Genomic DNA, 15,562 nt, shown 5'->3' with positions numbered 1-15,562 from the left:
GGAAAAGGGAATAGTAAACTGTCAAAGGATTTGAGGATTTATAAATGTCCTAACCTTAATGCGTAGCACTATAATTGATAATTGATAATTTATCACTTATTCCCCCCTGTTCCCTGTTCCCTGTTCCCTGTTCCCTCTTTTTCGGAGATGTCTAATTTTTACCAATTAAATTTTGACTGCGCAAAAGTGTTTCTGTCATAGTTGCCAATTTCTGCAAACTAGCTGCTAATTCATCAGCATATTCTTGATGTTTTCGCTTCCGAATTAAGGCAGCACGAGCTAAATCTTCCCGGTTTTTTTTGAGGGATGCCACTGCAACTTTTTGCCAGTTATCTATTTCCTCTAAAGTTTGTTTATATTCAGGTTGAATATTTTCCCAAGCTACTTTAATATCTGCTAAAGCTTGACTTACCAATTCATTAGTATCTACCTGAGTTTTTACTCCTAAAATTGCTTCCTTAATTGGTTCTGATATTTGCTCGACATTAATATTATCCAGTAGAGGAATAAAGTTTTTTACTTGTTGACTATAGCTAACTCCAGTAATACACCAAGTGGCAAAGTGTTCACAATTATTAAAAAGAATATTATATTTTTTTTCTCCTAATCTACTTTCTGCTCTTTGAATAACTGTATCGGCAATATAACGAAGTGGGTAACGCTTAACATAAACTTTTCTCCCATCAGTAAAATATGCTTTAGAAGTTCGTTCAATAGTTTCTGTTCCTTTGCGATAATGAATAACTGTTCCATCGCCATAGTCAATACCATGATGTTCGTACACACCATCTATATTTAGAAATTCTCTAAGAGTATATATTTGTTCTCCGCGTGCCATATTCTTTTACTAACTTTATCTCATTACATTTTCACCTATTTTCTTAACAATAGTCAAGTTGAATAGATTTAACCACTACACACAAAAAAATCTGAATTCCCTGAGAATTCAGATTTTTATAGCGGTACTAAATTTTGAATTTTGCTCTGAAATCTTATATAGCAGTTGCTATTACTATGATTTTAGGTGAAACATCAATTATTAATAGGACTTACGCAAAGAAACCCGGTTTCTACGAGAAATTGTTATTTTTGACAATAAACATCTACGAGAAACCGGGTTTCTGGGTTCGCATCGCTTTAGTCCTGATTAAATAATTAGCAGAATTACCTTTTTGATAATTAGCACTTCAGGAGCGTGTTAATTATTCATACTTTTATAGCAATGAGCAGTCGAGGGATGGGTTACCTAACCATATCCAATCAACCAAGAGAAGAAAAAAAATCCTTTTAACCAATCCCTCTATTACACAAGAGGTAATTATTAATTGTTAATTATTAATTATTAATTATTAAATTCCCTACTCAAGAAAGTCCAGATGCTAAATTACTCAGAGAATTATCAGTAACACGACATATACGCCACTCCTCTAAAATTGACGCACCAATATGTTTATAAAATCCGATCGCTGGTTCATTCCAATCTAAAACACTCCACTCCAAACGCCCACAGTTTCGAGATACTGCCAACTGTGCCACATAACTTACCAGTCGTTTCCCTATACCCCGCCCCCTGTACTCAGGTAACACAAATAAATCTTCTATATAAATTCCGGGTTGGGTGAGAAAAGTTGAATAGTTATGAAAGAATAGAGCAAAACCGACGGGTTTATCTGCCAATTCAGCAATAATAGCTTCAACAATAGGACGATAATTAGACTTATCACTACCAGGTTCACCAAATAAATGAGCTTCCAAAGAAGCAGCATTACCTGTAACAGCATGAGATAATTTTTCATACTCAGCTAGAGCTTTAATTAACTCAAACAGTACAGGTACATCTGCTGGCGTCGCAGCACGCAGCTTTAATTCATCTAGGGACATAATTTAACTACTATAGCACTACAAAAAGTGTTAGGACATTAGACATCTCCAATAATCAAAAACCAAATCAATTATTTCCACTACTGCCTCTTTTCTAAAGATGTCTATTGATAAAATTGAAATCCTTTACAGCTAATACTTTTAACTTTAGCTGATAGCTGATAGCTGAATGCTTAAAGCTATATTATCTTAATTCGATTAAAAACGATTTAACCATCCTTTTAAACGTTCAGCTACTTGAGGACGACGCAACTTTCGCATTGCCTTAGCTTGAATTTGTCGTACTCGTTCGCGGGAGAGATTAATCATCCGACTTACTTCATCTAAAGTATGAGGTTCTCCTGTCATTAAACCATACCGGAGAGTGATGACATCTTGCTCGCGATCGCTTAAAACATGATTTAATACCTCCAAGATATCCTGGCGCATCATCATATCATTCATTTGCGCTTCAGGAGTAGTATTTTCATTGTCTTCTAAGAAATCTAAAAGTTCAGTATTTTCGTCAGTACCCAAACGATGATTGAGAGAGAGAGTTTTCCGACGAATTTGCTGGAGGTTACGCAGTTGTTGGAGAGAAATTTCTAGCGCTTTAGCAATTTCTGTGTCACTAGGAATACGATTTAAACTCCGTCTTAAGTCGCGGTAAACTCGTTTAAGTTTGTTAATCTGTTCAACTACATGAACTGGTAGACGAATAGTACGTCCTTGATTAGCAATGGTGCGTGTTATTCCTTGACGAATCCACCAATAGGCGTAAGTAGAAAACTTATAACCCTTTTCTGGGTCAAATTTTTCCGTGGCACGATTTAGTCCTAATGCTCCTTCTTGAATCAAGTCTAGAAAAGGCACCCCTCGGTTTAGATAACGCTTGGCAATGGAAACCACTAGACGGAGATTAGAGCTAATCATTCGACGTTTGGCTGCCCGACACTGATGTAAGCGACTCTCTAGTTGTACTTCTGTCAAACCTGCCGCTGCTGCTACTTCAGCTTTTGTAGGCACTCGCCCTAAGTCATTTGCCAGTCGCTCTGGCAGTTGTTCAAATATGACTAACTCTTGGATCTGCCTGGCTAATTCTATTTCTTCTTTTTGACTTAGAAGAGGATAACGAGACATTTGTTTAAATAATGCTCCCACTGCATCATCTACATCTTGTTGATTTTCTGATACTGGAATAGTTACAGCCGATATATTCGTACTATAATCCTCTTGATTTTGAGCTTCTTCATGTAGGGATTCAGCAATTGTTAAACTCATTTGTTGCATTTTATCTGACATCTCTGATTTATTAATGGGGACTGATAATTCGAGTTGATGCTTACCTGAATTCTCTGGAAGTAGAATTTTCATAGTGTTTTTTTCTATTATATAGTTTGTCGGCTGTAAATGGTTGATGAGATACAATGCACGTGTTATTTTATACCAGAATTCCTCAATTTACTAACAATTTAATTCAATATTAACAAAGCACCTAGTATTGGTTATATACCATATTTTACACTTTTTGTCAACCAATAATTCAGAAAGATTGCAGTCCTAAATTACATTTAATTCCTTAAGATTTATCTTTAAGTATTTACATAACTAAATAATTATTTAATAATTAATTAACATTTAGTTATTCGTTTAAAGACAAACAACAATATCCATTTCAAAGCTTTACTCTCTAATTGGCTGTATTGCTTAATACAAAATTAGATGGTTTCTTCCTGAGTTTTTTATTTTAATTTTCTTCAATGAAAATAATTAAAATAACTATAATTATGAGAATTTGTAACAAAGTTAACTGCTTTATGATCCTATTGATGCTGTATAAATTACAGTGAACTTTAGAAATAGAATGTGGATGCGTACATAATTATATTATAACATGATTACAAGTATCTATTTTTTAGGTCTGATATCATATCAAAGTCGGTTAAATAACCTCACTATCAATTTAGTAGTCAATAGTCAGTAGTCAGTAGTTAGTGGTACTTCAACATTTTCTGGTCGGAAAAATGCCTCAAAGTCTCTCTAGATAAGGGAATTACGTCGCTGCCCTGAAAATGGCTAGAACCGTTGGTAATTCAAGATTTATGCCTTTTTGACATAAAAGCCTTTGCCTGTCTATATTTGATCGTTTTTTTTTGGGTTGATTTTGTTTAAGTCCAGTTAGTAGAAAATACTCAACCACTTATTTCTAGGGCGTGTCAATCAGAAAGAAACTCAACTGCCTAGACTATTCTCGAATCCTGTAGATGGGATTATTGTATGTGCAATTAAACGGATTTGATATCAATAAACATCTCCAGAAAAGAGGGAACAGGGAACACTTAACTGGGAACAGGAAGAACCCACCCCTAACCCCTCCCAGGAGGGGAGTAATAGATAATTTATGGGTGAGAATTGATTTGAATTTTAATTTTTGGAGATGTCTAATTCACCATTGGGATTGAAATTTGGTTCATTATTTCAATCCCAATGGTGAGCGCAAAAAAAATAACATCAATTATTTCCCCCTATTCCCTACTCCCTATTCCCTATTCCCTAGCGATATTAACTATGCCCATTACTCTAGAATATGAACCTTAAAAAAAGTCTTTAAAATCAACTTTAACAACAATCTTTAAGTGCTAAAATCAACTAATACTTGACTTTAACTGGCTATCAACTTTTAGCAGCTCTGAGTTAAAATCCCCTTATACCCCAAGCGCTGGATGGTTTCGGAGTTGAAATCTCCTCTCCATTCCAAAATGCTCCGCAAACAAGGGCGTCTCAAAAAAAATTCTGCTGTAGACGGTAGTCTTGTAGAGCAATATGCTAACCGCTAACTGCTTCTTGAAAATAGGAACGACTAAACTAAATGTTAGATTGGATTTCTGCTAATTTTTCTGATTTATTAAAAAATATAGATGCGATCATTTTTTATAGTATTGGAGGCGATCGAGGCATACCACTTATTGTACTGTGGCTAATTAGTGGTGGTCTCTTTTTTACTATCCGAATGCAGTTTATTAATATTCGAGCCTTTAAACACGCCATTGATGTTATTTTGGGCAAATACGATGACCCAAATGACGCAGGTGAAGTTTCCCATTTTCAAGCTCTCGCTACTGCCCTATCTGCAACCGTGGGACTAGGAAATATTGCCGGAGTTACCGTTGCTATTAGTTTAGGAGGACCGGGTGCAGTTTTTTGGATGACGATCGCCGGTTTCTTAGGGATGAGTACCAAGTTTATTGAGTGTACCCTAGCTCAAAAATATCGTATTGTTAACCCAGATGGTACGATCGCTGGAGGGCCGATGTATTACCTGTCAACAGGTTTGGCAGATATAGGGCAAAAAAAATTAGGTCAAGTTTTAGCAGGAATGTTCGCATTTTTCAATATTTTGGTGGCATTGGGTAGTTCTAGTATATTTCAGTCTAACCAGTCTCAAGTCGTCGTTGCTAATATGCTACCATTTGTTGCCGAAAAAACTTGGAGCTATGGATTGGTTCTAGTATTAATAGTGGGATTAGTAATTATTGGAGGTATCCAACGTATTGCTGGAGTTGCTGCTGCTATCGTACCTGCAATGTGTGGCATCTACTTTTTGGCTGCTCTGTGGGTGATTTTGGCTAACTTTACCGCTATTCCTAATGCCTTAGCTAGTATTATTCACGGTGCTTTCGCTCCCGAAGCTATGGCAGGTGGTTTTGTTGGGGCGTTAGTCCAGGGATTCCGTCGTGCTGCTTTTTCTAATGAAGCGGGATTGGGTTTGTCTGCGATCGCTCATGCTACAGCGAAAACTGATGAACCTATTCGGGAAGGTATTGTCGCGTTACTAGAACCATTTATTGATACTATTATTATCTGCAACATGACTGCTTTAGTGGTGATTATTACTGGAGCTTACAATAATCCAGAATTTGCTAATTTTGGTGGTTCTGAACTGACTTTAGCTGCTTTTACTTCTGTCATTCCCTGGTTTCCTTCTATTTTGACACTATGTATATTTTTGTTTGCCTTCTCTACTATGATTTCTAGTAGTTATTATGGTCAAGTTAGCTGGCAATATTTATTTGGAGACCGGAGTCTAATTATATATAAAATCTTGTTCTTAATAGCTATTTTTGTTGGTACAGTTACTAAACCAGAAGCAGTAATTCAATTCGCTGATGCTGTGAAAATAACTCTTGCTTTTCCTTGTTTGCTCGGTGCTTATTTCCTCTGTGGGAAAGTGGGAACCGATCTAGAAAATTATATGAAACGTTTACAAACAGGAGAAATGATTTCAGCAAATTAATTATTAATTTAACCAACTTTCCACATCTTCCAGACTATTGACATCTAATATAGCAATCAGTTGTGATATCAAATCCGCTTAAACAGTTATAGATTCCTTAAGTCTTTAGGAGTCAGGAGGTAGGGACGTATTGCTGACGCTTTCGCTCCGCTAACGCTACGCGACATGTAACGCATTAATGCTCAAGCAACGTCCGTAGGTCCTCAGGAGGAGAAAGAATCATAAAGATGAACGTAGTTATGAAGATATGAGATTTTTTTTATGTCCAATTAAAAGGATTTGATCTGATTTATAAGAATTTGAATATTAGACTTGTCACTAAATAGAGGGAAAAAATCGCTCAAACTCAGGTAGAGTAATAATTTCAGGTTTTTTATTTCATTTATAGCTATAATCCTTACATATCAATGGTTTTGAGGATTTTTTAAGTTATAAAGCGACAAGTCTATTTTATCGTAGGGGTTTGGTCTCCAAACCCCATCTTGTATCAATTCACAAAAATAATGCAAGAAGTTGCTCAAAACTTCAGTTATTAACTAATAAATCAGTAAGAGCGATGTTTTTAACAATTTGTTGCCATTAAATGAAGATATAAGATATTTTTGGACCATACTCCCTACTCTGTACGGATGCTCTTTTGTAACATCCCTACTACTCCCTCTGCTCAAGGAGATGTAGCAAGAATACCTGAGAAATGGTATTATATCAAGTCTCATTAATTAACTATAATAATCAGCTACCTTTAGTCATCTATATAGATGACTAAATTATCTACACCGTCTTTTTGTATTGTGGTTAATTAATACAACCTTTTTTCTCGCATCTCATATCATGTCCGGTAGCATCAGTATTGTAAAAGGATAAGAATTCAGAATTTAGAATTTAGAATTTAAAATTTAGAATTCAGAAATTTGGGATGAAAGCTTTAGTTATCGAGTAATTAAGGGTATTAACCCTGAAACAACTTAAATTTCCTGTAGATATTTACCCTTTGGTTTACACTCTCCGATACCAGCAGACATGATATCATTCCTGATTGCTATATCATGTACAGATAATTAGTTATAAAAAAGTTTTTGTTTGTAGTATACCTCTGAACAATTGATATCATGTCCAGTAGCATCGGTATTGTATAGCAAAGGTAGGGAACAGGGAACAGGGAACAGGGAACAGGGAACAGGGAACAGGGAACAGGGAGGAGGGAACAGGGAGGAGGGAGGAGGGAACACTTAACTGGCAGGAATACTTAAGAGCCAGAAAAAAACTTAAATTTCCGGCAAAATTCACCCTTGAGTTTACACCAACGATACCAGCGGACATGATATGAAATATCTATCTTCTTGCTAGAGCAAAACTACGAGAGCTTCTAATTATCAATATTCAACCGGACATGATATAACAAATCTTCTCCTAAACTTTCCAACTCTTCAGCATGAATAAACATCTTCAAAAATTAAAAATAAAATCAATTATTATCCATAAATTATGAATTACTTATCCCTATTGCCCATTGCCTATTCCCTATTCCCTCTTTTCTGGAGATGTCTCATCTTTCCAAAAACGTTTTAACCTTTTCCTTCATCTTCAAACTGATTCAGTGGAACTACAAGTCTGAAAAATTTAGAGTTTCATGTTATAAGTATTTAGTTGAAAAAAATAATTAGTAGGTAGAATTAAAAATGAAAATACCAACTTGGTTGTATATATTCCTATTTATATCAATACCAACTGTTACTTTAGCACAAGAACCAGAAATAGGAGATAGTTTCATCAATAGCATCGATCAAACTTTTTCAAATTTTGTAGATGTAATATTTAACATCCTCTTCTTTAGTATCGGTGGTTTTCCTTTAATCGTTTTATGGCTGCTTATTGGTGCAATTTTCTTTACTATCAAGATGCAATTTATCAATCTTCGTGCTTTTAAACACGCCATCGATATAGTTAGAGGTAAATACGATAACCCCGAAGATCGAGGAGAAGTTTCTCACTTTCAAGCTTTGGCAACAGCATTATCGGGAACAGTAGGATTAGGAAATATAGCAGGTGTAGCTTTAGCTGTGAGTGTCGGCGGACCTGGTGCTGTCTTATGGATGACGATCGCTGGTTTTTTTGGCATGACCAGTAAATTTGTAGAATGTACCCTGGCTCAAAAATATCGCATTATTCAATCTGATGGCACTATTTCTGGCGGACCAATGCGCTACCTATCCACAGGTTTAGCAGAAATGGGGCAGGGAACTTTAGGCAGAGTTCTCGCTGTAATATTCTCTGTCTTGTGTATTTTTGCTGCTTTCGGTGGCGCTAATATGTTTCAGGCAAATCAGTCTTACGGTGCAGTTGCTACTGTCTTACCAAGTTTGCCTAGTTGGGTTTATGGTTTAGTGCTGGTAGTTTTAGTCGGGTTAGTAATTATTGGAGGTATTCAGCGTATTGGTATGGTAGCAGGTACTCTTGTACCTTTAATGTGTCTACTTTATGTTTTAGCTTCTCTATTTATTCTCTTGGCTAATATTACCGAAATTCCAGGGGCGATCGCTACTATTATTTCTGGTGCTTTTGCTCCTCAAGCAGTAGAAGGTGGGATTATTGGTGTGATTATTCAAGGGTTTCAACGTTCCGCTTTTTCTAATGAAGCTGGTGTAGGTTCGGCAGCGATCGCTCATTCTGCTGCTAGAACTGATGAACCTATTCGTGAGGGTTTGGTTGCCTTGTTAGAACCGTTTATTGATACTATTGTTGTCTGCAATATGACGGCTTTGGTGATTGTCATTACTAAGGTATATAATGCTGAAGAGTTTGCTGCTTTGCGGGAAGCGAAGAAAGGAGCGGAGTTAACTTCTGCAGCTTTTGGTACTGTTTTGGGATGGTTTCCTATTTTATTAGCGATCGCTGTTTTCTGTTTTGCCTTTTCCACCATGATTTCTTGGAGTTACTATGGCGAACGTTGTTGGGATTATTTGTCTGGTGGTAAGGGATTAATTATTTACAAAATCTTGTTTTTGGTTGCTGCTTTTATCGGTTCGGTATCGAACCCATCTTCTGTAATTAATTTTAGTGATGCTACTTTACTTTCAATGGCTTTTCCAAATATTTTGGGTGGTTATTTTTTATGTGGTCAGGTAGCAAAAGATTTACAAAATTATATGGAGCGTCTGAGTAAAGGAGAAATGGTATAACTGAAGTCAGAAGTCAGAAGTCAAAAGTCAGAAGTTAAAAATTAAATTCTTGCTGTGATTAAATTTGAGAGGCTTAATAATGTCCTAGCTGAAGTCAGAAGTCAGAAGTCAAAAGTCAGAAGTTAAAAATTAAATTCTTGCTGTGATTAAATTTGAGAGGCTTGAGAATGTCCTAATAGTAATAGCGACTACTATACTTGTTAATTGATATATAGCAGTCGAAGCAATGATTAGGACATTTCTAAATCCTCAAACCCTATTCCCTATTCCCTATTCCCTATTCCCTGTTCCTTGTTCCCTGTTCCCTGTTCCCTGTTCCCTGTTCCCTGCTACATAAATAAATGCCATGAGTATATTTCCTAAAAACTCCGTACTTGTACCAATAGATTTTTCCGACGAATCTATTGAGGCAATTAATGTTGCTCTAGAATTTGTTACAAATACTTCTCATTTATGGGTGCTTCATGTTTTGCCTCGTCTTAACCCTGTCGAACCAGGAGTAAGGTGGGATACTGTAGACGATCCGAGTCGCAAACAGCACGTTGAAAAGGTATTTCAAGAAAAATTCTCAGGACCTCAATATAAGGGTATTAATTTCAGTGTGGCGATCGGAACTCCTGGTCCAGAAATTTTAGACTATGCTCAGGAAAAAAAAGTGGAGTTAATTGTCATTCCTTCCCACGGACATACTGGTATTGGTCGATTTTTATTAGGATCGGTTGCTGAAAGAGTTGTCCGATATTCCCATTGTCCTGTTTTAGTCCTGCGACAGTAAAGAGAGTATGCAAAGAAACCGGGTTTTGATCATAGATCCTTGTTTTTATAATAGAAATCTACGAAAAAACCCGGTTTCTGAGTTTGTCTGCGATAGTTCAAGATTAGGACTTCCAATCAGGAATCTTGACATACTCCCGACGTTGCCCTTACGGGAAAAATAGGGATTCTTCAGCCTGGGAAACCCTGACCGCTGTTTTGACAGAGGTGATGTCCTCCCCCTGTGTTCGTTGATCTGAGACTAACTATAAGTATCATAATAAAATACCTCCTGCTTGTCAAGGGGAGCGGAACATTTTATTTGTGGAGACGTCTAAGCGTTGACCCTGGCTTTCATCCCGACGCTCCCCTAATAGCTGCCGCTAGGCTCTGCCAACGGGAGAGCGCGGGACTTCCCGCCAGGGAAGTTAAAAACCTAAAGCTTCCATAGTACGCGGTCCAACAATACCATCCGGTCTTAAGCCTACATCCCGTTGGAATGCTTTAACTGCACGCTTAGTTTTAGGACCAAAATAACCAGTTGCACGATGATGATGGAAATATCCCATAAGTCCTAGTTCGTGTTGCAACTTAGCTACTTTATGTCCACGGCTACCATAGTGAAGATAAGATCCACGACGGCGACGACCATGACGATAAGAAGCATGGCGATATTTGGGACGATGATAGTTCTTACCGTGTGAGCCACGACCATAACCATAACCACCACGACAGGTATGGTGGCAAGCAGCAGCACTATTAGCAGTTGCGCTCAGGGCACCTAAAATAGTAGCGACTGATAGGAGACCCATCATACCTAGACTGGAAAACTTTTTCCAGTTGATTGCTTCAAAAGTGGGTTCAATTGTAGAACTTTCTTCAGCCGTAGCTAGATGAGAATATGCTAGTGTTTCCATAACTCTTAGAAAAAATGTGCTTAAAACAAGTAATTGTCTATATTTCCTAAAGAAAATAAGATGTTTTTGAGGTATATTAATACACCTCAAAAAATCTGGCTATGCAAAAATTTGGACTTCGGTGGGTCCCGTTTTGCACAAAATGTGTAAAGTTGGCCTCGCCCAGTTATTTTGGCTTTTTAGAGAGCTGCTCGACACACTGGTTTTTCAAATCTCTTTACCTGTTTAATGCCGAACAACAGAAGCTCCAGGACTGGCGGCGCACCCCAAGGTATTATGACCATTTTTGAATTCAAAATTCAAAATTCCAAGTTCAAAAATTTGGGCTGCCAAGTTATTGAATAATTGTTTAATCAAGGATTAAAGCCTCATTCTTGAGAACGAAAAAAATCAAAAAAGATTTTCTTTGTTTCAAGGCTTTGACTTTGGACAGAGGTAATAATTTTGAATTGATAATTTTGAATTTTGAATTGATTTGACCGATTGGGACGTTTACTTTAAAAAAGTAGGCTGGACTAACCATTTAAGCGACTTGAGCGCTTTGATTAGATTTCTGGTTAGTCAATTTAGTAGCAGTCATAGCCACCGTAGCCACCACCGTAGCCACTACCATAGCGACCGTAGCGACCGTAGCGACCGTAGCCACCATAGTTACCATAAGAACGGTTGTAGGAACGACTAACAACTTTAACTTTTTTATAGTAGTGACCAGAGCTACGACCATAGCGACCATAACGACCATAATTACCATAGCCACCAGAGCTACCATAGCTATAACCACCATAAGCAGAAGCAGAATCAGCAGTGAAGCTCATTGCTCCAACTACAGTAGCAGCAGATAGTAAACCCATTGCGCCAACACTAGATAGTTTTTTGAAGTCTACACAAACACTAAGCTCTTGATTCTCAGTGTTTTCTGCGTTGTAGGCTAAGTGGGAAAATGCTAATGTTTCCATAAATTCCTCTGTTTAGTCAAATTAAATGAACTACCACAAAACACGATTTTACCTGATGAATAGTTACATCTTTAAAAATTAAGATGTCTCTGCAGCGGGACATTAAATTAATTCAGATGTAAAAATTATTTTCCGGATTTAGATTTAGTAGATTTACTACCGCTCAAGTAAACTTACTCAAACTTACTCAAAAACCTGATAGCTTAGTTATTCGCAGTGGATCAACCACTACAGGGTTAAAGGGCAAACCCTTTGTTCCTTGGTCAAAGACATCAGCAATTACTAAGGCTTTAAACCCTATTTGTCGGTAAAACTGTCAAAGAAAGTTTGATTGGCCTTTACTCCACAAAAATATGGACTATCAGACTTGACTAAACTTTCATCAGACATGACTTAAAATGGTTTTATCATGCTAAATCACTAAAAGCAAGTTTTTTTATCTTTAATATAGAAAATTTTAGAATATTTTGAAAAATCAAATTAAGCTTGGGATCTGGAAATCTAGCTCTAATTATTGGAAACTCTTACCCTATATTTATGACTATTGGCCAACAATTGTCAAGGCATTGACCTGTACATTAGTTTTTACTATTTTCTGGCCTATTTTGGCTTGGTTAATGGGTGAAATGGCTGGTTATATCGGCAGGGGAGATGTAGGAGCAATTACTCAACTTGCGGGTCTAGCAGCTATTATTTTTCTGATTAAGGGTACTGTACAATATGGTCAAGATACCCTAATGGCAAAAGCAGCTTTAACTATTGCTTTAGATTTGCGCAAACAAGTTTATTCTCACCTACAAAGACTTCATATTAGTTACTTTGAAAACTCAAAAACTGGGGATCTTTCCTATCGGATTACGGAAGATATTGACCGAACTGGAGAGGTTATTAATAAGTTTTTTCACCAATTTGTTCCTTGCATTTTGCAGTTAATAGTTGTATTAGGTTATATGGTCTATCTCAACTGGCAATTAACTCTGGCAACTATGATAGTTGCACCTTTATTGGCATTATTAATTGGTTGGTTTGGAGAGTTGTTACTTTCTTTTTCTCACCAAAGTCAACATCGCATTTCTAATTTATCTGCTCTGATAACTGAAGTATTTAATGGTATTAGAATAGTTCAAGCTTTTGCTGCTGAGGAATATCAAGTTTCTCAATTTTCTGTGGAAGCTGAACAAAACCGACAAGCAAAATACATGGCGGAAAAGGTTAAGGCACTCCAGTTTGTAGTGGTGGGTTTTTTGGAAGCAATGAGTGTGGTTTTTTTGTTTTTCCTGGGAGGATGGCAAATATCTCAAGGAAATTTGACTGGAGAAGGTTTTATTAGTTATGTAACGGGTGTTGCTTTGTTGATCGATCCGATTTCTTTAACTACAAGTAATTATAGTGAATTTAAACAAGGGGAAGCTTCTTGCGACAGAGTTTTTGAATTATTAACAATTCAACCATTAGTTATTGAAAAACCCGACGCAATTTCTCTTCCTCCTGTAGAGGGAAAGGTAGAATATAGGAATGTTTGTTTTTCTTATTATCCTGAAAAACCAATTTTAAAAAATCTGAATTTGTTAGTAAATTCAGGAGAAATAATTGCTTTTGTAGGAGTTTCTGGAGCTGGTAAAACTACACTTGTAAATCTGCTTCCTAGGTTTTACGATCCTCAGTCTGGGAAAATATTAATTGATGGGATAAATATTCAAGATGTTACTCTTAAAACTCTGAGAAGACAAATTGGAATTGTTCCTCAAGAGGTGACTTTATTTTCTGGAACTATCTTACAAAATATTGCTTTTGGTAGAGTAGATTATAAAATTGATTCTGTAGAAGCAGCAGCTAAAGTTGCTAATGCTCATCAGTTTATTATTAAGTTGCCGAAAGGTTATCAAACTTGGGTAGGTGAAAGGGGTGTTAATTTATCTGGGGGGCAAAGACAAAGGATAGCGATCGCTCGTGCGGTATTGGAAAATCCGAGGATATTAATATTAGATGAAGCGACTTCTTCTCTAGATTATGAATCTGAATCTTTAGTTCAAGAAGCTTTAGAAAGATTGATGGAAGGTAGAACTGTATTTATTATTGCTCATAGATTGGCAACTGTGCGACGTGCTAATCGAATTTTGGTTATGGAAAATGGTGAAATTTTAGAGTCGGGTACTCATACAGAGTTATTGGAAAAGGGTGAACTTTACACTCGTTTATATCAGAAACAGTTTAGTTAATATCTTTAATAGGGAATAGGGAATAGGGAATAGGGAATAGGGAATACCAATTTGATAAATGTTTGCTACAAATAGCTAGGGAATTTTTTAGGAGTCAGGAGTCAGGAGTCAGGAGTCAGAATGAATGGTTTAAATACCATTTTTTAGGTTTTAAATTACCTTTTTTGTCAAAAAGACATATCCTATAAAATATTTTCATCGCTTCTATTATTCGTAAAACTATTTTTTCAAAATGATAGAACAGGGAACAGGGAATAGAATAAAAATAAAAATAGATGTATATTATGACTCTGGGAAACGCTATAAAAAAGGGTGCATTTCAATTTTGAATAAAGCCAAAAAATTATCCCTTTTAGGGATACACTTAACTGGGAACAGGTATGGAGGAAAAAAGTCTCTTTCCAAAGATGAGATGAACCCTAAAAAAGCAGACAAACTTTAGACTTTATTTTTAATACAGTCAAATATTATGAGCAATAAAACAGCCATTTCATTTATCAGTTATCAGTTATCAGTTATCAGTTGTAAAAAGAGTAATATTTGCTTCAATTATCAGTTGTAAAAAGAGTAATATTTGGTTCAATTGATGGAATGAAAAGAACTCAAGACAACCTTGATCTAAAATTTGATAAATCTAATTATTTTGAATAATTTAAAATGGAGTAGTTGTTAATCGTTTTTATAAACCTTGCTGATAATTGTTTCGGGCGCATCTAAATTTTTAAAAAAGCCTAAAAATTATAGGGAAGACTTAACTGGCAAAAGGTATGGAGGAAAAAAGTATTTTTGGAAAGATTGAAATGAACCCTAGAAAAGCAGACAAACTTTAGACTTTATTTTTAATACAGTCAAATATTATGAGCAATAAAACAGCCATTTCATTTATCATTTATCAGTTATCAGTTATCAGTTGTAAAAAGAGTAATATTTGCTTCAATTGATGGAATGAAAAGAACTCAAGACAACCTTGATCTAAAATTTGATAAATCTAATTATTTTGAATAATTTAAAATGGAGTAGTTGTTAATCGTTTTTATAAACCTTGCTGATAATTGTTTCGGGCGCATCTAAATTTTTAAAAAAGCCTAAAAATTATAGGAAAGACTTAACTGGCAAAAGGTATGGAGGAAAAAAGTATTTTTGGAAAGATTGAGATGAACCCTAAAAAAGCAGACAAACTTTAGACTTTATTTTTAATACAGTCAAATATTATGAGCAACAAAACAGCCATTTCATTTATCAGTTATCAGTTATCAGTTATCAGTTGTAAAAAGAGTAATATTTGGTTCAATTGATGGAATGAAAAGAACTCAAGACAACCTTGATCTAAAATTTGATAAATCTAATTATTTTGAATAATTTAAAATGGAGTAGTTGTTAATCG

General features: G+C 35.9%; 10 protein-coding genes. 5 read left to right on the top strand and 5 right to left on the bottom strand.

Going from position 1 to position 15,562, the window contains the following annotated elements; genetic code table 11:
- Positions 1 to 151 precede the first annotated feature (151 nt).
- The 3 genes from F6K40_RS13910 to F6K40_RS13900 all read right to left on the bottom strand — a co-directional run bounded on the left by F6K40_RS13910 (position 152) and on the right by F6K40_RS13900 (position 3,234).
- A complete protein-coding gene (locus F6K40_RS13910) occupies positions 152 to 838 on the bottom strand; it encodes a lecithin retinol acyltransferase family protein (protein ID WP_293136777.1) in 687 nt (228 codons plus the stop codon).
- A gap of 524 nt (positions 839 to 1,362) precedes the next feature.
- Positions 1,363 to 1,881 (bottom strand): GNAT family N-acetyltransferase, encoded by a 519-nt coding sequence (locus F6K40_RS13905; protein WP_293136775.1) that lies wholly within the window; start codon positions 1,879 to 1,881, stop codon positions 1,363 to 1,365.
- A gap of 198 nt (positions 1,882 to 2,079) precedes the next feature.
- Positions 2,080 to 3,234 (bottom strand): RNA polymerase sigma factor, RpoD/SigA family, encoded by a 1,155-nt coding sequence (locus F6K40_RS13900; RefSeq protein ID WP_293136773.1) that lies wholly within the window; start codon positions 3,232 to 3,234, stop codon positions 2,080 to 2,082.
- A gap of 1,495 nt (positions 3,235 to 4,729) precedes the next feature.
- On the opposite strand from F6K40_RS13900, the gene F6K40_RS13895 reads away from it, so the two are divergent.
- From F6K40_RS13895 to F6K40_RS13885, 3 genes are all read left to right on the top strand, one after another.
- Positions 4,730 to 6,154, top strand: a complete 1,425-nt coding sequence (locus F6K40_RS13895; RefSeq protein WP_293136771.1) for an alanine/glycine:cation symporter family protein — start codon at positions 4,730 to 4,732, stop codon at positions 6,152 to 6,154.
- A gap of 1,679 nt (positions 6,155 to 7,833) precedes the next feature.
- Positions 7,834 to 9,333 carry an alanine/glycine:cation symporter family protein gene (locus F6K40_RS13890; RefSeq protein WP_293136769.1) on the top strand — a complete coding sequence of 500 codons (1,500 nt, stop codon included), beginning with the start codon at positions 7,834 to 7,836 and terminating at the stop codon, positions 9,331 to 9,333.
- Between the two features lie 346 nt (positions 9,334 to 9,679).
- Entirely contained in the window at positions 9,680 to 10,108 is a 429-nt protein-coding gene (locus tag F6K40_RS13885) for a universal stress protein (protein ID WP_293136767.1), read from the top strand.
- A 406-nt stretch (positions 10,109 to 10,514) separates the two neighbouring features.
- On the opposite strand, the gene F6K40_RS13880 is transcribed toward F6K40_RS13885, so the two are convergent.
- Together F6K40_RS13880 and F6K40_RS13875 are read right to left on the bottom strand one after the other, a co-directional pair.
- Positions 10,515 to 11,003, bottom strand: a complete 489-nt coding sequence (locus F6K40_RS13880) for a peptidoglycan-binding domain-containing protein (RefSeq protein WP_293136765.1) — start codon at positions 11,001 to 11,003, stop codon at positions 10,515 to 10,517.
- Positions 11,004 to 11,569: 566 nt separating this feature from the next.
- Positions 11,570 to 11,959 (bottom strand): hypothetical protein, encoded by a 390-nt coding sequence (locus tag F6K40_RS13875; protein WP_293136763.1) that lies wholly within the window; start codon positions 11,957 to 11,959, stop codon positions 11,570 to 11,572.
- Positions 11,960 to 12,426: 467 nt separating this feature from the next.
- On the opposite strand from F6K40_RS13875, the gene F6K40_RS13870 reads away from it, so the two are divergent.
- On the top strand, positions 12,427 to 14,178 hold the full coding sequence (locus tag F6K40_RS13870; RefSeq protein WP_293136761.1) for an ABC transporter ATP-binding protein: 1,752 nt from the start codon (positions 12,427 to 12,429) through the stop codon (positions 14,176 to 14,178).
- 232 nt (positions 14,179 to 14,410) lie between these two features.
- Complete coding sequence (locus F6K40_RS13865) at positions 14,411 to 14,620, top strand: hypothetical protein (RefSeq protein WP_293136759.1); 210 nt, start codon at positions 14,411 to 14,413, stop codon at positions 14,618 to 14,620.
- Positions 14,621 to 15,562 lie beyond the last annotated feature (942 nt).

Source organism: Okeania sp. SIO3I5, assembly GCF_010672085.1.
In the GTDB taxonomy this organism is placed as follows: domain Bacteria; phylum Cyanobacteriota; class Cyanobacteriia; order Cyanobacteriales; family Microcoleaceae; genus Trichodesmium.
Note: the sequence above shows the minus strand (reverse complement) of the source record. Positions and strands in the feature narration are given on the sequence as shown.